General features: G+C 43.1%; 19 protein-coding genes. 12 read left to right on the plus strand and 7 right to left on the minus strand.

Annotated features, from left to right (window positions below; all coding sequences use genetic code 11):
* Nucleotides 1-289: 289 nt before the first annotated feature.
* Complete coding sequence (locus CWO13_RS08470) at nucleotides 290-1,015, plus strand: HAD-IA family hydrolase (RefSeq protein WP_102530253.1); 726 nt, start codon at nucleotides 290-292, stop codon at nucleotides 1,013-1,015.
* A 406-nt stretch (nucleotides 1,016-1,421) separates the two neighbouring features.
* Here the strand turns inward: CWO13_RS08470 and CWO13_RS08480 are convergent, their stop codons facing one another.
* Complete coding sequence (locus tag CWO13_RS08480; RefSeq protein ID WP_108082789.1) at nucleotides 1,422-2,846, minus strand: methyl-accepting chemotaxis protein; 1,425 nt, start codon at nucleotides 2,844-2,846, stop codon at nucleotides 1,422-1,424.
* A gap of 148 nt (nucleotides 2,847-2,994) precedes the next feature.
* Nucleotides 2,995-4,218, minus strand: coding sequence for an aromatic amino acid transport family protein (locus CWO13_RS08485; protein WP_102431257.1), 1,224 nt, complete (start codon nucleotides 4,216-4,218; stop codon nucleotides 2,995-2,997).
* A 447-nt stretch (nucleotides 4,219-4,665) separates the two neighbouring features.
* On the opposite strand from CWO13_RS08485, the gene CWO13_RS23670 reads away from it, so the two are divergent.
* From CWO13_RS23670 to CWO13_RS08495, 3 genes are all read left to right on the plus strand, one after another.
* Nucleotides 4,666-4,794, plus strand: coding sequence for a hypothetical protein (locus tag CWO13_RS23670; RefSeq protein ID WP_017059831.1), 129 nt, complete (start codon nucleotides 4,666-4,668; stop codon nucleotides 4,792-4,794).
* A gap of 223 nt (nucleotides 4,795-5,017) precedes the next feature.
* Entirely contained in the window at nucleotides 5,018-5,629 is a 612-nt protein-coding gene (locus tag CWO13_RS08490; protein ID WP_102433327.1) for an acyl carrier protein phosphodiesterase, read from the plus strand.
* Between the two features lie 57 nt (nucleotides 5,630-5,686).
* Complete coding sequence (locus CWO13_RS08495; protein WP_108082790.1) at nucleotides 5,687-6,958, plus strand: DEAD/DEAH box helicase; 1,272 nt, start codon at nucleotides 5,687-5,689, stop codon at nucleotides 6,956-6,958.
* A gap of 127 nt (nucleotides 6,959-7,085) precedes the next feature.
* Here the strand turns inward: CWO13_RS08495 and CWO13_RS08500 are convergent, their stop codons facing one another.
* Entirely contained in the window at nucleotides 7,086-7,826 is a 741-nt protein-coding gene (locus CWO13_RS08500; RefSeq protein WP_102480545.1) for a TetR/AcrR family transcriptional regulator, read from the minus strand.
* Between the two features lie 150 nt (nucleotides 7,827-7,976).
* Between CWO13_RS08500 and CWO13_RS08505 the strand changes: the two genes are divergently transcribed.
* From CWO13_RS08505 to CWO13_RS08515, 3 genes are read left to right on the plus strand one after another with little or no spacing between them, the layout of a single operon-like run.
* Complete coding sequence (locus tag CWO13_RS08505; RefSeq protein WP_102478852.1) at nucleotides 7,977-9,065, plus strand: efflux RND transporter periplasmic adaptor subunit; 1,089 nt, start codon at nucleotides 7,977-7,979, stop codon at nucleotides 9,063-9,065.
* A complete protein-coding gene (locus CWO13_RS08510) occupies nucleotides 9,065-10,120 on the plus strand; it encodes an efflux RND transporter periplasmic adaptor subunit (protein ID WP_108082791.1) in 1,056 nt (351 codons plus the stop codon). The genes CWO13_RS08505 and CWO13_RS08510 overlap by 1 nt, the downstream gene beginning before the upstream one ends.
* Entirely contained in the window at nucleotides 10,117-13,176 is a 3,060-nt protein-coding gene (locus CWO13_RS08515; RefSeq protein WP_108082792.1) for an efflux RND transporter permease subunit, read from the plus strand. Before CWO13_RS08510 ends, CWO13_RS08515 begins: the two co-directional genes overlap by 4 nt.
* A gap of 167 nt (nucleotides 13,177-13,343) precedes the next feature.
* Here the strand turns inward: CWO13_RS08515 and CWO13_RS08520 are convergent, their stop codons facing one another.
* Both CWO13_RS08520 and CWO13_RS08525 read right to left on the minus strand, forming a co-directional pair.
* Nucleotides 13,344-14,081 carry an EAL domain-containing protein gene (locus tag CWO13_RS08520; RefSeq protein WP_102433333.1) on the minus strand — a complete coding sequence of 246 codons (738 nt, stop codon included), beginning with the start codon at nucleotides 14,079-14,081 and terminating at the stop codon, nucleotides 13,344-13,346.
* 576 nt (nucleotides 14,082-14,657) lie between these two features.
* Nucleotides 14,658-15,293, minus strand: coding sequence for a hypothetical protein (locus CWO13_RS08525; protein WP_108082793.1), 636 nt, complete (start codon nucleotides 15,291-15,293; stop codon nucleotides 14,658-14,660).
* A gap of 252 nt (nucleotides 15,294-15,545) precedes the next feature.
* Here CWO13_RS08525 and CWO13_RS08530 point away from each other — a divergent pair, with 252 nt between their 5' ends.
* The 3 genes from CWO13_RS08530 to CWO13_RS08540 all read left to right on the plus strand — a co-directional run bounded on the left by CWO13_RS08530 (nucleotide 15,546) and on the right by CWO13_RS08540 (nucleotide 17,050).
* A complete protein-coding gene (locus tag CWO13_RS08530) occupies nucleotides 15,546-15,791 on the plus strand; it encodes a DUF2164 domain-containing protein (protein WP_065675359.1) in 246 nt (81 codons plus the stop codon).
* Between the two features lie 153 nt (nucleotides 15,792-15,944).
* The gene (locus tag CWO13_RS08535; protein ID WP_108082794.1) at nucleotides 15,945-16,484 is read left to right on the plus strand and encodes a cytochrome b; all 540 of its coding nucleotides are present in this window, start codon (nucleotides 15,945-15,947) and stop codon (nucleotides 16,482-16,484) included.
* Nucleotides 16,481-17,050, plus strand: coding sequence for a YceI family protein (locus tag CWO13_RS08540; RefSeq protein WP_108082795.1), 570 nt, complete (start codon nucleotides 16,481-16,483; stop codon nucleotides 17,048-17,050). Before CWO13_RS08535 ends, CWO13_RS08540 begins: the two co-directional genes overlap by 4 nt.
* Before the next feature lie 293 nt (nucleotides 17,051-17,343).
* Here CWO13_RS08540 and focA read toward each other — a convergent pair whose 3' ends face one another.
* Complete coding sequence (gene focA / locus CWO13_RS08545) at nucleotides 17,344-18,795, minus strand: formate transporter FocA (RefSeq protein WP_076651292.1); 1,452 nt, start codon at nucleotides 18,793-18,795, stop codon at nucleotides 17,344-17,346.
* Between the two features lie 273 nt (nucleotides 18,796-19,068).
* On the opposite strand from focA, the gene CWO13_RS08550 reads away from it, so the two are divergent.
* A complete protein-coding gene (locus CWO13_RS08550; RefSeq protein WP_010429535.1) occupies nucleotides 19,069-19,974 on the plus strand; it encodes a LysR substrate-binding domain-containing protein in 906 nt (301 codons plus the stop codon).
* A 204-nt stretch (nucleotides 19,975-20,178) separates the two neighbouring features.
* Nucleotides 20,179-20,673: a DUF1097 domain-containing protein gene (locus tag CWO13_RS08555; RefSeq protein WP_017059817.1), complete on the plus strand. Its 495-nt coding sequence runs from the start codon at nucleotides 20,179-20,181 to the stop codon at nucleotides 20,671-20,673.
* Nucleotides 20,674-20,864: 191 nt separating this feature from the next.
* Here the strand turns inward: CWO13_RS08555 and CWO13_RS08560 are convergent, their stop codons facing one another.
* Complete coding sequence (locus CWO13_RS08560; protein WP_048660204.1) at nucleotides 20,865-22,619, minus strand: ATP-dependent endonuclease; 1,755 nt, start codon at nucleotides 22,617-22,619, stop codon at nucleotides 20,865-20,867.
* Nucleotides 22,620-22,634: the final 15 nt, after the last annotated feature.

Below are 22,634 nucleotides of genomic sequence, written 5' to 3' on the forward strand. Positions count from 1 at the left end.
AATCGTTTATACATCTTGGTTTTTTATCTAGTCACCACGATCCGGCTAGGAAGTGGTGATTTATATTTTCCCCTGAAATTGAGTCGCTTATGTAAACCTCGCAGTATTTGATTTCGTAGGATCTTGGTTAATTTGATGAAAACTGTTGCTTATGCCGAGCGATAAAGTGATCAACTCCATATTTCGCGAAGAGAAATAAGCCTGTTTCCGTAAATTGTTACCTTAATCATCTCGCGTACTGAAAGAACACTATAGGATAAAACTTGGATTCAATCTGAGTGAGATACCTATGCGGTTAGAACAGACTAAATGTGTAATTTTCGATTGTGATGGAACACTTATCGACAGTGAAAAGCTGTGCTGCCAAGCTTTGGTGAACGTTTTCACTGGCTTTGGGGCGAAGTTGAACGTCAACGACTGTTATGCGCACTTCCAAGGTGGGAAGCTGGCCGACATCTTAATGGATACGCAAGCGCGTTTAGGCTTATCTATCTCAATTGACACACTAGAACCGTTATACCGGATCGAATTAGAAGCACTGTTTCAGCGTCATTTAAAGCCGATGGACGGCGCTATCGAACTTATTGAATTCCTCAAACAACAAGACATTGAGTTTTGTATCGCTTCCAATGCACCGAAATCTAGAGTTGAATCTTCATTGGCGATGACAGGCATGCTCGATGATTTTAAAGGTAAAGTGTTCTCAGCTTTTGATGCTAACAGTTGGAAGCCAGAACCTGATCTAATCATGTACACGGCCATGAATATGGGCTTTCTACCAAATGAGTGCATCTACGTGGATGATACGTTAAAAGGGATTGAGGCTGGTGTTCGTGCGGGTATCCAATCGTTTCGATTACGCCCGAGTATTGATGAAGCAATCGTAGATCCCGAAGCCGACTCAGCAGAACTCGCGGCTCAGGATATCTACAGTTTAGAAGAAATTTCAGTTTGGATTAATGGCAAGCACTGCTCAAATGGTGATATATCGAATTCTGCAGCTTTGGTGGGGTAGAGCTTAATTGAAGGCTGACTACCTTACTAAATTGTTTGGTATGGAAACCGCAAGATGCACAAGTAAACTTCTCACCACTTTCTGAAAGCAGATACTCGTCGTGTTGGCATAAAGGGCATGTAATGTCGTCGGTGTTTGGTGTTTCTGTTTTATTCATTATGTGTCACCTGCAGCAAGAGGGTAAGCGAAAAAAGACCCGTTCAATTAGATTACTCCTAAGCTCGAATATTAGACAGTTCTTACACTTCTTAATCTCTCCTTTGCGACTTGCTTCATGGTAATTGATAATGTCATCGTTATTGACCATGATTCTTGTAATGTTATTAAACAAAAGTCAAAAAAAAGGACCCATTACGAGTCCTCATTAGTTATTTTCAATTCACGTCGCTAGCTAGCCTGCAGATCCTTAAGTGCGGTATCGCGCCAACGTCTGAGACAGAGAAACCGACGCTTCCGTTAGTCTAGATACACCATTTGACGAATTCTGAGCGACGTCTTTAATCACATCGGATTGGCTGCGAATATCGTTAAGTTTTGCGGCAATCGTATTGGCAACGTTGCTTTGTTCATCGGCTGATGTTGCAATCTGGATACTCATGTCCATCAGCGCTTGTGCAGAATCTGCAATCGAGTTTACGTCGTGACCAATGTTAGAAATCAGCTGGCTACTGGTTTGCGCCTGATCGACCGTTTGCTCTGTGATCTTTGCAATATTTTGACTCTCTTGTTGTAAGCGCTCAATCATCGCTTGGATCTCAACGGTAGCTGACTGAGTGCGACTTGCGAGTGTTCTTACTTCATCAGCAACAACAGCGAAACCACGACCTTGTTCGCCCGCACGAGCGGCTTCAATCGCAGCGTTCAAAGCCAGTAAGTTGGTTTGTTCTGAAATTGCGTTGATCGTCGTGATGACTTCGTTAATTTGGCTCGTGTTCACATTCAAGCTGGTCACAGAAGATGAGGTTTGTTCAATCAAAGAAGAAAGGGTGGTGATTTCTGAGATTGCTTGTTGAACCTTCGCGTGGCTGTCGTTGATCTGCTGTGCGTCTTGCTCTGTTTGCTCTGTTGAACGTGCAGAGATGTTAGACACTTCATTGGCAGATGCGGTCATCTGGTCCATTGCAGTAGCAACCGAATCTAGAGATGCGTTTTGGCTCATGATTTGTGTTTCGCTGCGCTTCATCTCTGTTTCGAAAGAAGCCGACGTTTCACTTAGGGTTGCTGCACTGTGGTTTACGTTGTTAACTAACTCACTGAGCGTGTCCATTGAACGGTCAAGAGCACAACCAATTGTGCCGAATTCGTCACGGCCAGGATGGAAGCCAAGGCGTGAAGTTAAGTCACCATCACCAATCTTTTGAGTGGTTGAATAAAGTACCCAAAGAGCGCCACCTAAGAAGGTCGCTACCCAGTAACAGAAAAGACCAAAAGGCACACACCATAAAAGACTGAGTAATAAAGTGTACAGTGCTTGCTGCTTTTGGTTTTGTGTATCGTTGTTTGAGACGGTAAGAGAGTAATAATTACCATCTTGTCCAATAGCCGTTGCGGTAACCGCGCCATTGTTCGAAATGATGGTCTCTTGAGGACGAGTTTGTTGGCTAACAGTACGAACAGAGGCAGGAGAATCTGACGCTGATAAAATACCTTTGAGTTGATACTCAACTTGCTGTTTTGCACTTGCGTCAATTTGTTCCATTTTATTGACGTAGTTGAGTCCAGCTAGGCTCGCCACAGCGGCGAAAAAGATTAAGAAAATGACCCAAAACTTATCGTTGATAGACATTTTAATAAACAGTTTGTCTATCGTTCGAAATTGTACTTCTTTCATAAAAACTCCACGGTAAATCCTTTACCGTGGACTCTAAATAACCGACCTCAATAAAAATGTGATATCAATCGACTAATTGTGAAAATTAATGATAGCAACATGTCATTTATGAGATCTCAATCAAGTATTTATATCCTGTATGGGTTTATTAGCCCAAAGACGGTATTAGGCCTACTGATATAAGGATTTGAATGGCAATGATAAATACGCCAATGCTACCCGCTAAAAATAACGCTTTGCTTCCACCCAACACCTGGTAAGTCGCTTCAGTACCATGAGATTTTACCGAGAAATCTGTGTAGCGAACTTTGTATACCATTACGGTAGGTAGAAGAATCGCCAGCACTGAAAGTGCAATCGCAGCATAACCCAACGCCATGATAAAACCTTGTGGGTAAAACAGGGCGAAGCCTAAAGGCGGTAAGAAGGTGATAACAGCGGTTTTAACGCGCTTTGCACTGCCTAGTTTTTTGCTTAGCGAGTCACCCATAAATTCGAATAGACCTAAGCTCACGCCAATAAATGAGGTAAGAAGAGCAAGGTCAGCGAACACGCCTACGATCACGCTTAGATTTGATTGATGAACGGTTTGCGAAAGCGAAACTAAAAGTGCACCCAAGCTTGTGTCTGACAACAGTTGTTCTTGGCTTACTACGCCCAAAGTGACGCTCTGCCAGAATACGTAGATAACCAAAGGTAACGCAGAACCGACAATCATTACCTTGCGTAGAGAGCGAACGTCTCCATCTAAGTAACGAACGATCGATGGGATGCTGCCGTGGAAACCGAAAGAGGTGAACACAACCGGGATAGCTGCAACAATCAGACCTTGTTGTAAAGGCATGCTCAGCAAGTATTGAGAAGTGATGTTAGGTGCTAGGAAGCTCAGTACCAGAACCATTGCAACCAGCTTTAAGCCAAATAAAACGCGGTTAACTTTATCGACACTGTGTGTACCAATCGTTACAACGCCTGCAACCAACAAGGTAAACAGAAGAGTCGTGACTTGGCCATTGAGTTCAAGGCCCGCGATATCTGAAATACGTTGGTTAAACTGAGCGCCACCGCCCGCGATGTATGCAGCGCATAAAGCGTAAAACAGAAACATCACTGCGAAGCTCGCGATCCACTTTCCTTTCGTCCCTAAAATTGTATGAGCTAAGGTGTGTAGGGTTGCATCAGATTCTGCGAATTGGTGAAGCTCGACCATTAATAAGGCAGTGAATGCCATTAAAGCCCACAAACCCAGCATTAAGAAAAGTGAAGTTGAAAAGCCAATACCTGCAGAAGCAAGTGGAAGAGCAAGCATGCCAGCACCAATCGTTGTGCCTGCAATGATCAAAGTACTACCAAAAACCTTTGATTTATTCATTGTATATAATTCTTTACGTTAGGGTGTGTTTTCATTGTAATTCTTCTAGCTTAAGCGCATAAACCCAAAGAATATCTCGATTTTGAAGTATTCTGATTGAGTTTAATTCCAAATGCAATATCTAATGTAATTAAAAATATGCACTGTAAATATTAATTTACACACATTTGAGGGTTAGGTGTTGAAAAGGGAGAAGCAAACGTTTGACCATGATCTGCTTCAAAATTTGTAGAGTAATCAGTTGTACTTGGTGTAAGGTGGCAGTAAATATGTCGTTCGCGTATACCCCTTTAGCGTAAACAAGCGCTAATGATCGCGAGTAGCTTCAAGCTATAAATATGGAATGGGTAGAGTAGAGTGCGTTCATCAAAGTGACATAATATAAGTCCAAGATGGTGCACTAGTTAACAGGACATCATGTCCACACCAAGGAATAGAGGGGGCACAATGAGTGACCAATCTTATAATGACGAAAGTCTTGAGTTGTTAGATGCTATGGAAATTGGCATTGACTTGTCTGACTATGAACAGACAGTTAAACAATTAGCAGAAGAACTTTTTAAGTCTTCGAACTAAGCTTTTAAATTTTTAACTTGAGCTTTTTAAGCAAAAGTACTTAAACGAAAGCTTCCTTAGCTAAAAGTTTTTTGTAGTTCAACGTTCTCAAATTAGACAATTCTTAAACTGAGCAAATCTCATTCGCTCACACGTCATATCAAAACTATCCTCATTAAAGTTCGCGAAGATAAACGAGTACGTTTACCATGTTACTTAGTTCTCGATACTTTAATGAGGTTCAATGAACTTTCTCGCACACCTACACATCGCTCAACACTGCAACAGTAACTTAGCCGGTAACCTGTTAGGTGACTTCGTTAAGGGTGACCCGAATAAACACTATTCGGATTCACTCTCTGACGGCATTAGGCTTCATCGATTTGTTGATAGCTATACTGATCGTCATGATGTTTCTCGCTCTGCAAAATCTCTCTTTTCAGACCAAACACGACGCTTTGCGCCTATCGCACTCGATGTATTTTGGGATCACTGCTTAGCCAATCATTGGGCTCAGTTCTCGCAGCAGACATTAGAACGTTTTTGTTTCGATAGCCATGAGCAGATCTTTGAAAATCAAGAGCCACACTGGCCAGAAAATTTCGTTATGGTTCATCAGAAAATGGCTGAGCATAGATGGTTAGAGAGCTATCAAGACATGTCATCAATCGAGGTGGTATTGCAGCGAATGGCGTTGAGAAGACCAAAGCTCGGTATGCTCGAGGCATGTTACGATGATCTCGAACGTCACTATGATACGTTGCAGTGTCACTTTTATGAGCTTTATCCCAATGTTTTAGAAGAAGCGAAGCAGTTTAATGCGCTTCAAATGAAGAAAAATCAAAAGGAAAGGTAAACAGCGTAATGCAGGTTTGCTACAATCCGCGCCTATTTAATCTTTGAGCATCATACTATGTCTGAATCTACTAAATCTTTTAACCAACTAGGATTGTCTGAGCACCTTCTTGCTACGCTATCAGAGCTTAACTTTACGGCTCCATCCAGTGTTCAAGAACAAGCGATTCCATTGGTATTAGAAGGCAAAGATGTACTGGCGGGTGCTCAAACGGGTACGGGTAAAACGGCTGCGTTTGGTTTACCGATTATTCAAAGGTTAATCGAGACGAAAGACAACGTTATTCCAAACCCGAAGCTCGTTCGTGCGCTTGTATTAGTACCAACTCGTGAATTGGCACAGCAGGTGTTTGATAACTTAACTAGCTACGCAAAGGGCACCGACATCAAAGTTGTGGTGGCTTACGGCGGCGTTAGCATGAAGGTTCAAACTGATAACCTACGTGGAGGCGCTGATATTCTTGTTGCGACGCCTGGTCGTCTTATTGACCATATGTTTACTAGGAACATCATGTTGAGCCAAACGGAAGTGCTGGTGCTAGACGAAGCTGACCGTATGTTAGATATGGGTTTCATTCCTGACATCAAACGTATTCTTTCTCGCATGAACGAAGTGCGTCAAACGCTGTTCTTCTCTGCAACGTTTGATAACAAAATCAAAGCGATTGCGCATCGTATGATGCAGAAGCCAAGTGAAATTCAAGTTACGCCAAAAAACAGCACCGCTGAAACCGTAACACAGATGGTTTATCCGGTAGATAAGTCGCGAAAAAGTGAATTATTGGCGTATTTGATTGGCTCAAAAAACTGGCAACAAGTGTTGGTGTTTACAAAGACTAAGCAGGGCACCGACGCTCTCGTTAAAGAGCTTAAGTTAGACGGTATTAAAGCGGCGTCAATCAATGGTGATAAGAGCCAGGGTGCGCGTGAAAAAGCATTAGACGATTTCAAATCAGGCAAAGTTCGTGCGTTGATCGCAACCGACGTAGCAGCTCGTGGTATTGATATCCAGCAGTTAGAACAAGTTGTAAACTATGACATGCCATACAAAGCTGAAGATTACGTTCACCGTATCGGACGTACTGGTCGCGCAGGTAACAGCGGTTTAGCGATTTCGTTGATGAGTCAGGATGAAGCTTACTTATTGGGTGACATTGAGCGACTGCTTGATACGCGCTTGCCTCAAGAGTGGCTAGAAGGCTTTGAACCTAGCCTAGAAAAAGATCTAGCACCAGAGCGCGGTGGTCGCAGTAAGAGTCGTTCATCAGAAAAACGTAAGATGAAAGCAAAGCTTAAGATTCACCAAAACCGCGGTAAAGCACGTCGTTAACAAACTGGAACATGCTCCAGTTTAAAATTCTATACATATAAAAATGCGCCGTTACAGTTGGCTCTGTAACGGCGCATTTTTGTTTCAAGTAAATCAATTTATGACCAATGCAGATAAAAATACTGGGTTAATTATGTTCTTGATTGCACTTCCATACACAGGGCACTTCGTAAATCAGTTCTTCTAAGCTAGTTGGGTTTAGCACCCATTGCTCTTCGATTCTAAATTTACTTACCATTTGTGAGTTGAATAGTTGCCAATGCTTGATTAAGGACTCTTCGGGGGAGGTGACCATGTCGCCTTCATTCCACGTACTCTCCATGAACGGTGTTAGGCACACCGCGGCGTTCGCGTAGATGATCATTTGCCATTTTACTTCGTAAATGTTGATCAGATTATCTGGATTGGCGTCGTTATATTGTTTCGCCAGTCCATTAATTTCTTTCTCAACATCACCAACGTTATCGATAAAGTAATCAACCAAGTTATCTTCTTGACGCACTGAATCTGAGAGAAGTTGCATTGGTCTGCGTGAGTGAATCATATTAGTAAACAAGCGCATAGCGAATAAATAAATCGAAATATTCGGCGCAATACCTTTTGGTAGCTCTTCCATTATCTTAGCAATATAAGACTGAAAATAGTCGTGTAAACAATCGCTTATAGCATGCCAGATCTTTTCTTTGCTACCAAAATGATGGCGAATAAGGCTATGCGATACGCCTGCTTTCTCACTAATGTTACGAAGCGAAACGCTATCATAACCATGCTCACAGAACATATCCGCGGCAACACCCATGATCAAAAATCTCGTCTCTTCAGCATCTTTCGCGCTTCTTCTACCTTGTTTCTTTTCAGTCATCTTCATTTCACATATTTACCTGATTACCACATTCTACACTGTTTTTACTGAAATAAAAAATACTGCACAAGTGGAAAGTAAAGCTTGAGAATTCTTTAATATTAAATATACTGCCCATCTGTGTAATAAATCATAATAATTAAATGGAGAGACATCATGCAGTCCAATTTGTCTATCAATGCCATATCGAGCAAGCGCATGGGAGCTGTTATTGCAGCACTATTGCTCGCAGGCTCTCTAACTGGATGTGACAAAGTTCAGTCAGAGGAAAATGAGCAGGTAATCAAGCCTGTAAAGCTGTTCGAAATCCCGCAACAGACTGATATTGATCTTGATAGCTTCATTGCAAAGGTTGATGCAACCGACCGTGCGGCACTTTCTTTCCAAGTGGGTGGCGATATAGAAACATTCGATATTCGTATGGGACAAGAAGTGAAGAAAGGTCAGGTGTTAGCCGTATTAGACGCGACGGATTACAGTATTGCCGTTGACGCAGCCCAAGCTAAATTTGATCTTGCAAACAGCCAATACAAACAAGCTTCTGAGTTGTATGCAAAAAAGCTGGTCAGTACCGATTACTACGACCAAGCCGTGAACACCTTTACTGCCGCTGAAGTTGAGTTGGATCAAGCAAAAACAAACCTTGGCTACACTACCTTAGTTGCTCCATTCGATGGTGTGGTATCGATGGTGTTTGGAAAGCAATATCAATTGATTGCAGAAAAGCAGCCTGTACTGAATATCTTGAATCACAGTGAAATGGATGTGACGTTTTCAATTCCAGTATCAAAGCTTGAAGACCGTTCTATTCAAGACCTAACGAGCTCAAACATGTGGGTTGTGATGGACAGCCACCGCGGCATTCGTATCCCGACTCGCTTTAAAGAAATCTCAACGCAACCAGATGAAGACACCAACAGCTACCAAGCGGTTGTGTCTATCGAAAAGCCAGAAGGCATCAATCTACTTTCTGGCATGACAGCGCAAGTTGAAGTTCAGAAAAGTAAATCTGACTATGGCATTGGTATTGTGGATTCAGCTTGGTTAAACAAAGACGCAGGCCATGGTGAACTATGGCGTTATAACCCTGACTCTCAACTGATTTCTAAAGTACAAGTCCTTCTTGATGAGCAAGGCAAGGTTATCGACGGATTGTCGTCTGGCGACCTTATTGTTGAAGCAGGTGTCGATGTGTTATCAGACGGACAACAAGTAAAAGCTTGGCTTCGTGAGGGCGGTATTTAATGAACCTTTCAAAATTATCAGTCGTTGTCGCGTCGGCTCTGTTACTTCAAGCCTGTAACAATGAAGCTGTACACCGTGAACAACCGCCTTTGTTGGTGTCTACCTTTGAAGTTGGCGCGCCGCTGACTAATCAGTTCAGAAGTTTCAATGGACAGGTGATGCCAGCTGAATTGACTCCTTTGGCATTTAAGCTATCAGGTGAGATTCAACAAGTATTAGTAGAAGCGGGTGATAACGTCGAAAAAGGGCAACTATTAGCAACCTTAGATAACGCAACGTACCTCCAAGATCTTACTGATGCTAAATCTCAATTTAAACTGGCGAGCAAACAGTTGGCCCGTGGTACGGAGATGTTTGGCAGTGAGATGTTATCGCAATCAGAACACGATCAACTGACTGCTAACTACAAGCTGGCGTCGGCGAATTTGGCGGCTGCAAAACGCAAGCTAAGTTACACGGAGCTTTTAGCGCCATTCCAAGGAACAGTTTCAACGGTTGATAAACAGCGATTCGAAAACACGGCTCCCGGCGAGACGCTACTTAACGTATACCAGAACGACAAGGTGTATGTAAGAATTCAAATATCAGATTCTATCTTGGCATCAATTAGCCCAGAGATACGTTCAAATAGCTATCGTCCAGAGGCAACCTTTGGCGGCCACACCGGGCAATACCCACTGACGTATCTTGAGCACACCAGTGAATTGCACCCACAATCACGTACATACGAGTTTTGGATGCAGATGCAACAACCTGAAAGTGAAATTCTGCCGGGCACGAGCGTCACGGTTAATGTGGATATGGCGAAAGCGGGCCTGAGCGATGTTCAAGGCTACCAGTTACCAATGACAACGCTAGAAGCGGGCTCTGAAGCGAATCAGTTCTATGTGTGGAAAATGGAAGACGGCCAAGCATTCAAAAGCGAAGTCGAAGTCGACAAGATCAGTGGCCAAGGCGCATTAATCGCTCATGGCGTTGAGCAAGGTGACGTACTCGTAAATTCAAATCTAAGAAAACTCCGTGACGGAATCCAATTGTCAGGAAAAGCAGAATGAACATCGCAGAATATTCAATAAAGAACAAAGTAATCAGCTGGCTGTTTCTCGTCATTTTGGCCATTGGCGGTGTGACGTCTTTTGGTAATCTATCCCGTTTAGAAGACCCAGCTTTTACCATTAAAGATGCAATGATTATTTCAACTTACCCTGGCGCTACGTCTATGGAAGTTGAAGAAGAACTGACTTACCCGCTTGAAAAAGAGATAAGACAGCTCCCTTACATCGATAAGATCACATCGATCTCATCGAATGGTATGTCTCAAATTATGGTTAGCATGAAGATGGATTACGGTCCGGATGAGCTACCACAAATCTGGGATGAAATGCGTCGAAAGATCAACGATCTACAGCCAACGCTGCCTAGTGGTGTTAACTCTGTCCAGATCATCGATGATTTTGGTGATGTGTTTGGCGTGATGATCATGTTGACAGGTGATGGCTATGATTACGTAGAGCTAAAACAGTACGCAGATTATCTAACTCGCGAAATTGAACTGGTTGAAGGGGTCGGCAAGGTAAGTATTGCCGGTGATCAACAAGAGCAACTGTTCGTTGAGATGTCACTAGAACGTTTAGCCGCATTGAACTTAGATATGTCGACTGTGACATCACTGCTCGCACAACAAAACAGTGTGGTATCAGCGGGCGAGGTGATGCTAAATGGTCAAAGCCTAGCGATCAAGCCAAACGGCACATTGAGCACGGTTGAAGAGCTAGAAAACCTGATCATTCATGGTCGTGATACGGGTAACCTCATTCGTTTGAAAGATGTCGCTGAAGTGACTCGTGGTATTCAAGAAAAGCCGGGCAATGTATTAACGTACAATGGTAAACCAGCGATCAACTTAGGTATTGCTTTCTCTTCAGGCATAAACGTGGTTGAGATTGGTAATGCGCTTGATGCGGAACTTGAGCGCTTAGAAAGCATTAAGCCAGCCGGTGTTGAGTTGAATTACTTCTATAACCAAGCGCAAGAAGTAGACAAATCAGTCGCTGACTTCTTAATCAGCCTCGTTGAAGCGGTAGCGATTGTTATCATCGTACTTCTGTTCGCAATGGGCTTACGCAGTGGTTTGATCATCGGTTTAGTACTGCTACTGACGGTGTTCGGTACCTTCATCTTGATGGACTACAACGATGTTGAACTGCACCGTATCTCGTTGGGTGCTTTGATCATCGCACTGGGTATGCTGGTGGATAACGCGATTGTTGTCGTTGAAGGTATTTTGGTTGGCTTGAAGAAAGGCAAAACCAAGCTTCAAGCAGCGAAAGACATCGTGAAGCAAACACAATGGCCATTGTTAGGTGCGACCATTATCGCTATCACAGCCTTTGCGCCGATTGGTTTATCGAAAGACGCGACAGGCGAGTTCATGGGCTCACTGTTCTGGGTATTGTGTTTCTCATTGTTCTTAAGTTGGGTTACGGCACTAACACTAACGCCATTCCTTGCTGAGATGTTGCTAAAAGAAGAAGACAAGGTCGATGAAAACGAAGACCCTTACAAAGGTATCCTGTTTGTTGTATTCGGCGCGTCTCTGAAATTAGCATTGCGCTTCAGATGGTTAACGGTAGTGAGCATGATCGCTCTGCTAGCTGCATCAATTGTTGGTTTTGGTATGGTGAAGCAACAGTTCTTCCCGCCATCAAACACACCGATGTTCTACGTCGACATGTGGATGCCAGAAGGTACCGATGTTCGTGAAACGATCAAGCAGACTGAGAAGGTTGAAAGCTACATTCGTCAACAAGACGACGTAGAGTTTGTAACCACAACGGTTGGGCAGGGCATGCAACGTTTCGCTCTGACATACCAACCAGAGAAAAGCTACGAAGCTTACGCCCAGTTGCAAGTAAGAACGACTGACCGTGACACTATGTTTAAGGCTCTAGCGGCGCTAGACAAAGACTTAGCAAACGAATTTGAAAAACCGACGTTCCAATTCAAGTTGATTGAGTTTGGCCCGTCACCAGCTTCAAAAATTGAAGCGCGTATTATCGGCGCCGATCCACAAGTACTGCGTAATATTGCGGTTGAAGTCGAAGATATTTTACTTGCCGATCCTGGCTCTCGAAATGTGCGCAATGACTGGCGTGAACGCACCAAAGAGCTCGTGCCACTGTTTAACGAATCAAAGGCACGTCGCCTTGGCATTTCAAAGGCGGATCTGTCTGAGACACTACAGATGGCGTTTGGTGGTTACAACATAGGCTTATTGCGTGATGGTACGCACATGTTACCTATCGTGGCACGCCTGCCTGAAGAAGAGCGTTTTGACTTTGAATCACTGAACAATGTGAAGATTTGGAGCCCATCACTACAAACTTACATCCCAGTTGAGCAAGTGATTGATGGCGTGGAGCTTCAATGGTCTGAGCCACTGATTCAGCGTCGTGACAGAAAACGTACGCTAACGGTATTGGCTGATCACGATGTTCTTGGTGATGAAACGCCAGCGAGTCTGTTTGCTCGTGTGAAACCAAAGGTAGAAGCATTAGATTTACCAGAAGGCTACAGCATTAGCTGGGGCGGTGAGTACGAAAGCTCTAAAGATGCGCAGGAATCTCTGTTTGGCTCACTGCCAATGGGTTACTTGCTGATGTTTATCATCACGATGCTTCTGTTTAACTCGGTTCGCAAGCCGCTTGTGATTTGGTTTACGGTCCCGCTCTCTATCATTGGTGTTTCAATTGGTTTGTTAGGTACCAATATGCCATTCAGCTTCACGGCGTTCCTAGGCTTATTGAGTCTAAGCGGCATGATTTTGAAGAACGGAATCGTACTGCTTGACCAGATCAACAGTGAGCTACAAACAGGTAAAGACCCATATGTAGCGGTTGTCGACAGCGCGATCAGTCGTGTACGACCGGTATCTATGGCAGCACTTACGACTATCTTGGGCATGATTCCCTTGGTATTCGATGCATTTTTCGGCTCGATGGCGATTACCATCATGGCAGGCTTAGGCTTTGCTACAGTACTAACGCTAATAGTAGTACCAGTGATGTTCGCTATTCTATATAGAATCAAACCGTCCACTGCGGGTTATTAGGGAATGATATAAAACAGATTCTTTTAAGCCAGCCCAGTCAGTTTTGACTGGGCTTTTTTATACGTGTGATTTGACGACACGTGAGAGTGGCAAAGGGTACGAATAGATAAACATTAAAAAAACCGCTTACCAATGGTAAAGCGGCTTTGTCGGGAATAGAGGCAGTGCTAGATTGCGAGGCGTATATCCAACTCAATCGGTTTTGGCATGGCCAAATGATAGCCTTGATACATATCGAAGCCTAGGCTCTGCATCGCTTCGAGTTGTTGTTGGGTTTCTATTCCTTCAATCACTGTCTTTGCGCCAATTTGGGTTGCAAGATCGAGTACCAAGGTCATTTCTTGAGTTTCACCTTGTTCAAAGTCCAACATAACAGAGCGATCAATCTTGATTATATGAGGGTTGATATGGCGAACGCGCTGCTCGGTTGATGCTTGTGTTCCGAAATCATCGACTGCTATTTGAAAGCCATTATCTGCAAGTGAGAGGGCTGCGTCTTTTAAACGTTCTTCGCTTTCGACATTGAGTTCAACCAATTCCATTACAATTTGCTCGCACGAAAGGTTGAGCTCGTGAAGGCGTTTGGCTAGCAAGCTGTCACTTACTTTCTCTGCAGCAAACAGCTCACCTACGTTTGGAAGAACGTTCAAAAACAGGTTTAAATGACGAACATTTGATTGCGCAAAGTTGCGAATATGAATTGCTCGGCTCAACCTCTCTACATTAATTTTGTCTGTGCATGAGGTTTCGTCTGAATGGAAGAAGTGATCGGGACGAACGGTATCACCTTTGTTATTTGAAATGCGCACCAAAGCTTCCACGCCTATTTGAGTCATAGAAGAATCGAATATAGGCTGATAGACACTTCTAAGCGTCAGGTCTTGGTATTTCGCAATGAACTGCATATCAGCATCTACGGATATACAGCTAATAAATTCACTTCTGTCTGATAAAATCATAGTCGCTAGTAAAGAGGGCTTATTCAATGGCGGACGTAAATGTCGCGGCTGTCACAATATTGACAGGTGTAAGTAAATTGTCAATTAATAAAAACTCATTTGTAGAGTCAATATTTAAATAAATATAATTAACGAAAAAACAGCATGATAATTGATATTAGTCATTAAAATTACTTATCATTCACCATTAATAATGATTATTGTGAATTTAATCCCTGAGTAATCTATCTCATATCAACGTCAATCAATATATGTTTTCAGCGCTAATACACCAGGTAAAAGTAGGGGCAAAGCCTTAAGTTATGGGGGAATGTCAAAGTTACGATATTAACAAACAGCTCTGTTTGCATATAAATGATATCTACTTCTCAAAATATCAACGATGAGCGTGTAAGTTATTATTTTAAAGAAGATAAACTTTGATTGATTATTGGGCAGGGTTTGAATTGGGTCTTATAAAGTATTGGGATGAAGGTCTAACTATTTACTTTAAAGATGGAGTGAAAAAGTTGACCCATATTGTTACTGCCATTGAAGTACGGCATAAAGTTGCAGGTATTTACGAACTAATTGTTGATTTCCTGACCGTTTGAGAGGATGTCCGAATTTAATAAAGCAAGGGCTGATTTTAAAATTACTATTTAATTCAGTGGCGAATTGAGAATCACTCTCTCTTAGCGTGATGCCTTGTTGGCTATATTCAGTGATCTCGTCTGGGAGTTCACCCATCCACCAATGCAATAACTCACCACTGTTTTTACTTCGGCTAATCCAATGGTCGGAAACAATGATCAAAACGTCACTCGGTTGAATAGAAAATCCATACTCTTGTTGCCAATTATGGATGTCCAACATCAATTTTCTGCGACAGGTTTTCCCTGCACTCACCATATGATGACTGATCATCCAAACCGTACCTATCTCAGAAGATATTCGGAAGTGTCGAGGCGTTTCGCCAGAGGAGATCATTTCAAGTGGGCTGATGTTGCTTGCGTGATTAAAACTAACGAAGGTGTGCTCCATCCGGCGGGCAAATGCCTTACCTATATGGTGCTCACTGATCCCTTGATTGTGTACTGTCGGGTAGTGGCGTTCACAGAGCTTTAGGCAATCGTCCTGAAATTGATTAACGCTTTTAATCACTAGATCTAATAACAATGAAGTCCCTTATACACGGTTACTATCTTATTGATGGGCAATAGTACGGTAATTGTGGCTCCGTTACCTATCGTCAAAGTGTGAGTTCTTGATCTCTCTATCAAAATTAGCCATTGCCACGTGATTTTATGGATAGCACTGGCACTTCAATGGTCTGTATTCTAAATTATGAGGAATTCTAGTTAGTTACCACGATTATAGTCTAGTTAGCTAATAACGATTTATCTACTTACTCTTTACTTGGAAACATTCATGACTATTCAATTAGATTCGAAGCAAAAGTCTGAGCTTACCCATGCCCTTCAAAAGTACATGCAAGATGAACTTGATGTAGAACTCGGTCAGTTCGACACGGAATTCTTAGTCGACTTCATCAGTAAAAAGTTTGGTGCGGTCTACTACAACAAGGGGATAGAAGACGCTCAAAAGGTGATGGAGCGTAAGATGTTAGACATCTCTGATGAGCTTTACGAGATTGAACAAATCGTTGAAATTTAATGTTAACCCCAAACTTGTTCAAATAATTTGAATAACTCGTTTAATTTGAAATGATGTTACCAATGTAAAGCTTGGTAAATACTATGTTACACAAACTCGGTGTAGGGTACGCTTTGCAAAACTTCACCACTCGTTAACATTCGGAAGAGATGCATGGACAACAACGTTAGAAATTACAACCCTTTAGTAAGAGCGATGCATTGGATTTCAGCACTCGCAATATTTGGCTTATTTGGTGTAGGCCTGTGGATGGTTGATCTTTCATATTACAGCGAGTGGTACAAAACAGCACCAGACTATCACCGCTCGGTAGGCATTCTTTTGGCTGCAGTTACCGTTATCCGCTTGGTTTGGAAATTGGTTACCGTGTCACCTAAGGTGGAAGGTAAAAGCTATGAAGTTGCTGCAGCGAAGATCGCTCACGGCTTTATGTACATTAACTTAGCGGTTTTATTTATTTCAGGTTATTTGATTTCAACATCAGACGGCCGCGGGATCGACGTATTCAATTGGTTCACTGTACCAAGTATGGGTGAACTGTTTGCAAACCAATCTGATCTCGCAGGAACGATTCACTACTATGCTGCATGGGTACTGATCATTATGGCATCAGTGCACGCCTTAGCGGCGATAAAACACCACATTATCGACAAAGACGATACGCTACGAAAAATGATAGGAGCTTCAAAATGAAACAGTCAATTATCGCTACAGGATTAGCATTTGCAATGGCAATGCCTTTCGCTGCGAACGCCGCTGATTACGTGATTGATACAAAAGGTGCGCATGCTTCAGTTAACTTTAAAGTTAGCCACCTAGGTTACAGCTTTATCCAAGGTCGTTTTAACACATTCTCAGGTGACTTCTCATTTGATGAAAGCAACGTTGAAGCGTCTACAGTAAACGTAACGGTTGACACTACAAGCCTTGATTCAAACCACGCAGAGCGTGATAAGCATATCCGTAGCGGCGATTTCATCGATGCTGGTAAATTCTCAGACGCAACATTCAACAGCACAAAAGTGGTCGATAAAGGTGACGGCAAACTTGAAGTTATGGGTGACCTTAAACTTCACGGCGTAACTAAGTCTATCGTTATCGAAGCTGAATTCATCGGTGCTGGTCAAGACCCATGGGGCGGTGAGCGTGCTGGTTTCGTTGGTACAACTCGTCTAGAGCTTGCTGACTTCAACATTCCAGTAATGGGCGCTTCAAGCTACGTAGATATGGATCTACACGTTGAAGGTGTAAAGAAGTAATCTAGCTATCAATAGTTGCTGACTGGTATCAACATTTTTAGAAACATCAAAAGTTTGGTCGATATCAACTAGCAGGTTAGTTAGAAAAAGAACAAGTAGCTAGAAATAGAGAAAGGCGCAAAGTAATGACTTTGCGCCTTTTTTATTGAGGTAAATGGCCACGCGTTTAGATCTGTTTTGTGTCAAACCTTGAGTTGCGTTTTAAGCCTCCATTTACTTCTAGCCAGTCAACGTTGCCATGACTGATTTATCTAGCTGAACTACTAATCCCTAATAGTTCAGCTTTAGATTAGTTAAGCTGTTTCTAGTTCAGCTTGTGGAACCACGTTTAGGCGGTCGCCGTAAATTGGACGTAGTGCTTGCATCACTTCAATGCGAGTCAACACACCCACCATTACGCCATTTTCTAGCACAGGAAGCATATGTGGTTGGCTCACTTTCATCGCTTTTGCACGCTCTTCTAGAGAAAGAGAAGTCAGGCGAGTCGCGAAGCCCATGCTTGTTGTCGGGTAAAGTTGCTCTTTGTCGATGCATAAGAACTCAGCAACGTCTACTAGCTTGTCGTTTGCATCGATAGCCACAACGTCACGGCTCATTAAGTCTACGACTTTCTGGCCTTTAGTTGGGATGTAATCTTGGCACCAAAGATCCACCATTACGTCATGAACAGAGAAGATACCAACCAGACGACCTTCAACATCGCAAACAGGAGCGCTAACAAGTTGAGCGTCTAAAAGTGAATCAATTGCCACTGATGTAGGCATTTCTACGCTTAGTGTCATAGGCTGAGTGTTCATGATTTGCTTGATAGTCGTTGCTGTGTTCATAGTAATTTCCTTAACTGACGTAATTTCTGTTGTTTGTGTAATAGCGGTAATTTTTGCTGCTTTAAGTTGTGGGCGACGGTAAATGCTCCAATTGGCTAAGCCGACCAATACTGAACCACCTACGATGTTGCCGATTGTCACTGGTATTAAGTTCGCGGTGACAAATTGCATGATGTTTAGGTCTGCGTACTGGGCTGGTGTTGCGCCAATTTGCATCCAAAAACTTTCTGGTGCGAATGCTTGAATCGTGATGCCTAGTGGAACCATGAACATATTCGCCACACAGTGTTCAAAGCCTGAGCTTACGAACATTGCTACGGGTAGTACGGTCATCATTGCCTTGGTCATTGCATTAGCAGAGCTGAACGTTAACCAAATCGCTAAACACACCAACAAGTTACAAAGCACACCTAAAGCAAATGCTTGAACAGGGCTGTGGTGTAGCTTGTGTTGAGCAATGTTCAGAGCGTTTAAGCCCCATTGCCCGCCATCCAGTTGATACAGACCTGCTGCGCTTACCAAAGCTAATAGGAACATGGCACCGATAAAGTTACCGACATACACCTTGCCCCAGATAGACAGCATCTTAGTGAAGGTGATCTGCTTGTTAGCCCATGAGATGCTTGATAACACTGAGCTGGTAAACAGCTCTCCACCACAAATCACAATCAAGATCAAACCCATACTGAATGCAAGACCGCCGGCTAAGCGACTCAATCCCCATCCAGCATCAGCGCTGCCCGTGGTTACCGTGATGTAGAATAGAAAAGCAAGCCCGATGAATGCGCCAGCCATGATTGCTAAACTCAATGTCATGCTGCTGGTTTTATTTGCTTTGCTTAATGCAAACTTCTCTGCTTCCGCCATCATTTCTGTTGGCGAGAACAGTTGATGATTTTCAGAAGTGCTGGTTGCCATATCCCCCCCTTGAACAATCCGTCATGTGTAATTCCTAGTATTAATGACTTGGTTAATCCGTAATGGTTAATCAATTGTGTTTTGCAGGGCTTCTTGTGTCCTGCCATTCCAGATTAGGGCGTTGAGGGGTAGAGGTAAAATTGATAATTTTTAGAAACCACATCAAATTTATTGATATAGATTTGGTTACGCGTAGAATGAAATTGATTGCTCATCGGCTTAATAAAAAATGAGCATCAGGACACAAATAATTAAAAGCATTAAGGATGAATTTTGCGTTATTCATTAAAGCAACTCGCGGTATTTGATGCAGTAGCAGACTCCGGGAGCGTTAGTCAGGCAGCAGACAAATTGGCGTTGACTCAGTCGGCGACAAGTATGTCTCTTGCACAGTTGGAAAAAATGCTCGGCAGACCTTTGTTTGAAAGGCAGGGAAAGCAAATGGCCCTGACTCATTGGGGCATGTGGTTAAGACCAAAAGCGAAGCGTTTACTGCAAGACGCACAGCAAATTGAGATGGGTTTCTATGAGCAGCATTTGTTGAGTGGCGAACTCAAATTAGGTGCTAGCCAAACTCCAGCGGAACACCTAGTTCCGGATCTCATCAGTATTATTGATAACGACTTTCCTGAGATGCGAATCTCGCTCGGCGTGCAAAGTACCGATGCTGTCATTGATGGTGTATTGGATTATCAATACGATCTGGGCGTTATCGAAGGTCGTTGTGATGACAATCGAGTTCACCAAGAAGTATGGTGTACTGACCATTTAACGGTGGTTGCTTCGGCTCATCACCCGTTTGCGAAGCGTGAACGAGTGAGTTTGGCACAGTTAGAGCAAGCGAAGTGGGTATTACGCGAACACGGCTCGGGTACTCGCAAGGTTTTTGATAGCTCTATTCACCATTTAATTGGTGATCTCGATGTTTGGCGAGAGTATGAACACGTTCCTGTTTTAAGAAGTTTGGTAGCAAACGGCCCATATTTAACGTGTTTACCTTATCTCGATGTCGAGCAGTTTGTTGAATCAGGGCAACTGGTGACGTTGAATGTTCCTGAGCTTGAAATGGAGCGTACGCTTTCATTCATTTGGCGTGCCGACATGGCAGAAAACCCACTTGCTGAATGTATCAAACGTGAAGGCAAGCGCATGATGAAAGGCAAACGTTCAGTTCTGTAACGATAAATTGATAGAGTGCTGATAACTGATTGTGTTGAATAAGCGATTTCGGTCTCTATCTGGTGATAAATGCACATTCGCGTACATTATTAATGTGATCACGATCGTCTAAATGAAGGCGTTCTTACCATAGTATGCTTACTTGATTTTAAGTGAGGCTAAATCCGGTTGCGTTCAATGACGTAATTAGGCTTTAGAAATAGTATGAGTACATTAGTCGCGATTTCATTAACAACAGGTATTTTGTCAGGTCTTTGGGGATGGATAGCTATCTCTTTCGGCTTATTGTCATGGGCAGGTTTCTTAGGTTGCACAAGTTACTTTGCTTCGCCAACAGGCGGCGTAAAAGGATTAGCAGGTAGCTTATTGACCAACATGACAGGCGTATTCTGGGCAATGGTGATTATCGAAAGCTCAACCTTCGCAGGGTTAGAGATTTTAGGCTACATGATTACTGCTATTGTGGCTTTCTTTATGTGTATTCAAGCAAAACAAGCGTGGCTCGGTTATATCCCCGGAACCTTTATTGGTTGCTGTGCGACGTTTGCTGCAGGTGGCGATTGGCAACTTGTAGTACCATCTTTACTGCTTGGTGGTGTATTTGGATACTTGATGAAAGCAACGGGGCTATGGCTTCACGAGAAATCGACTCAATCTTCGGAAGTTGTTGAACAACACGCTAAGCAAGCAAAGGCGTAACGAATACGTTAAGCAATGATGCTCTAGTTACTGTGAACTCTTGCAAGATAACCCCCAATTAATTTGTATATCAATTTATACAGGCACACCATCTGGTGTGCCTTTTTTGGTTTTGGTTTTGGTTTTGGTTAAGATAATAAACTAAAGATTTCATCAGTAGAGCAACTGATAGCATCTATAAAAAATTATGCTTAGGTATTTCCGTTCGCCATGGTGATCACGCGTTTTAATGTCCACCTTAATAAAAGCGGAATGCATTCTTGTCCTTGATTCTCGCAATGAGAAACAATGGCGAGTGCAAGGTCAGGCTTTGCGTGTTTCTTCAATACTTTGGCGACCACTTTCTTCGGAGGGATAGGGTGATCGTATGGAATCTTAACCATGTCACGGAAAAAGCTCTCAAACCCGTTCATATATAAGTAATGCTCGATATCCTTATCAGGCAGTTCGGTGAGTCGATGTCTTTCCTGATCATTACCGAGTTTCGATAGCACTGTCGCGGCATACTTTTTACCAGCGGCATCGCCGTCAGTCACAACATGCCAATCAATGCCAAACTCTTGTGCAACCTTAATCAGCGCCTTAAGTCCCGATTGAGCGAACTCAATTATCTGCACCCCTTCCGCGGCTAGGTTATAGCCACATTGGTTGGCCAGTTCATTGAACAACCAAACCTCGGTTTCACCTTCTACTAATAGCCAACAGCGAGCAAACAGAGCCCCTGAGCGGTGGAAACGGATATGAAAACCAATTCGACGAAGTTCATCCTTACTGAAGTGATTCATGTTGAGTTGGTTGGCGAGGGTTTTGTCGGACTGACGAACTAAGCGACGAATTGATTGAAGTGGGACAGCAGCAAGTAGATCGCCACTGTTGGTAGTGAGTATTTTCTGCATGGGCAACTTCTGCATTAAACTCCAAGCCCTTGCCAAGTGCGTTGGGTGCAATCGACCTTCTGGATCTTCAAGGATCAAAAGTGGGCGAGCACATCGTCTTAAGTCGTTTGGCCCTTTAGCTTGTAGATAAGCGTTGAGTAACCCCATGAATAATAAACGAGTCTGTTTGTTTTTGGTTTCTTCAACAAGTTGATGAATACTCTGATCATTGGCACCCGCCGAATAAAGCAATCCGTCTCGCTGTTTTCTAGGGTTACGACGAGAAGTACTTTTAAAAGAAAAATAGTGTTCAATCAAACTTTGCATCGACTCTAGGCTACTGCGCATTTCACCTTTATTAACATGACCGGGTATCGCCATTAGACGACGGCAGGTGTTGTCGATTCGCTTTTCTATTCTTGCCTGACGTCCATTGCCATTATTAGCGCCGTTTCCATTTGTGCTATTGCCATTGCTCGCTTGATGATTCCCGTTCCCGTTTGAATTGGCATTATTCGCGTGACCATTGCTAGGAAGGTGGGCATTGTGGTTAAGAGACTTGCCGTTGAAGGGACGATCAAAGTGCCTTGCATCACGCAAACGGATGACGGGATGTAAGGTCATTAATTCTTGAGCGAGCTTTTCTGAATGATGAAGCTTGAGCGGATTACCGTCCAAACCAAGAAATGCATAGTGTGTGGTTGTCTCATACTGTTCTAACGTCGCGCTGATTCGGTAATAGATGCGAAATACGCCAAACTCATCCTGAACCCAAATAGGTTTGAGTTTGCGATAACGACCTGCGTTAAGTTCGCTCTTATCGTTAGCTTTTAAGGCGAGAACAATTTGAAGATGTTGAGACTGTGGATGTGAAACAGAGTAATCGACATGAAAATCGGTCATTTCAAAGTGATATGGCACACCGTCTGAGGGCAGAACAACGGAAAGGGCATCCAATAATGAAGACTTACCCCAAGTATTTTCGCCAATAAGCGTGGTTAGCTCGTCAAACGCGAGTGACATGCGCTTGATACCTCGAAAGCCAGAAATCTCGATTCTTTCTAGTTGCATAGGCTTACTCCTAAC

The organism is Vibrio sp. ZF 223 (assembly GCF_003050585.1).
Classification (GTDB): Bacteria; Pseudomonadota; Gammaproteobacteria; order Enterobacterales; family Vibrionaceae; genus Vibrio; species Vibrio crassostreae.

What these genes read in the sequence shown, in the direction of transcription:
- CWO13_RS08505 (WP_102478852.1), top strand. Translation starts at nt 7,977, where the DNA reads ATGCAGTCCAATTTGTCTATCAATGCCATATCGAGCAAGCGCATGGGA.
- CWO13_RS08485 (WP_102431257.1), bottom strand. Translation starts at nt 4,218, where the DNA reads ATGAATAAATCAAAGGTTTTTGGTAGTACTTTGATCATTGCAGGCACA.
- CWO13_RS08480 (WP_108082789.1), bottom strand. Translation starts at nt 2,846, where the DNA reads ATGAAAGAAGTACAATTTCGAACGATAGACAAACTGTTTATTAAAATG.
- CWO13_RS08540 (WP_108082795.1), top strand. Translation starts at nt 16,481, where the DNA reads ATGAAACAGTCAATTATCGCTACAGGATTAGCATTTGCAATGGCAATG.
- CWO13_RS08555 (WP_017059817.1), top strand. Translation starts at nt 20,179, where the DNA reads ATGAGTACATTAGTCGCGATTTCATTAACAACAGGTATTTTGTCAGGT.
- CWO13_RS23670 (WP_017059831.1), top strand. Translation starts at nt 4,666, where the DNA reads ATGAGTGACCAATCTTATAATGACGAAAGTCTTGAGTTGTTAGATGCT.
- CWO13_RS08515 (WP_108082792.1), top strand. Translation starts at nt 10,117, where the DNA reads ATGAACATCGCAGAATATTCAATAAAGAACAAAGTAATCAGCTGGCTG.
- CWO13_RS08560 (WP_048660204.1), bottom strand. Translation starts at nt 22,619, where the DNA reads ATGCAACTAGAAAGAATCGAGATTTCTGGCTTTCGAGGTATCAAGCGC.
- CWO13_RS08520 (WP_102433333.1), bottom strand. Translation starts at nt 14,081, where the DNA reads ATGCAGTTCATTGCGAAATACCAAGACCTGACGCTTAGAAGTGTCTAT.
- focA (WP_076651292.1), bottom strand. Translation starts at nt 18,795, where the DNA reads ATGGCAACCAGCACTTCTGAAAATCATCAACTGTTCTCGCCAACAGAA.
- CWO13_RS08530 (WP_065675359.1), top strand. Translation starts at nt 15,546, where the DNA reads ATGACTATTCAATTAGATTCGAAGCAAAAGTCTGAGCTTACCCATGCC.
- CWO13_RS08500 (WP_102480545.1), bottom strand. Translation starts at nt 7,826, where the DNA reads ATGAAGATGACTGAAAAGAAACAAGGTAGAAGAAGCGCGAAAGATGCT.
- CWO13_RS08495 (WP_108082790.1), top strand. Translation starts at nt 5,687, where the DNA reads ATGTCTGAATCTACTAAATCTTTTAACCAACTAGGATTGTCTGAGCAC.
- CWO13_RS08535 (WP_108082794.1), top strand. Translation starts at nt 15,945, where the DNA reads ATGGACAACAACGTTAGAAATTACAACCCTTTAGTAAGAGCGATGCAT.
- CWO13_RS08510 (WP_108082791.1), top strand. Translation starts at nt 9,065, where the DNA reads ATGAACCTTTCAAAATTATCAGTCGTTGTCGCGTCGGCTCTGTTACTT.
- CWO13_RS08490 (WP_102433327.1), top strand. Translation starts at nt 5,018, where the DNA reads ATGAACTTTCTCGCACACCTACACATCGCTCAACACTGCAACAGTAAC.
- CWO13_RS08470 (WP_102530253.1), top strand. Translation starts at nt 290, where the DNA reads ATGCGGTTAGAACAGACTAAATGTGTAATTTTCGATTGTGATGGAACA.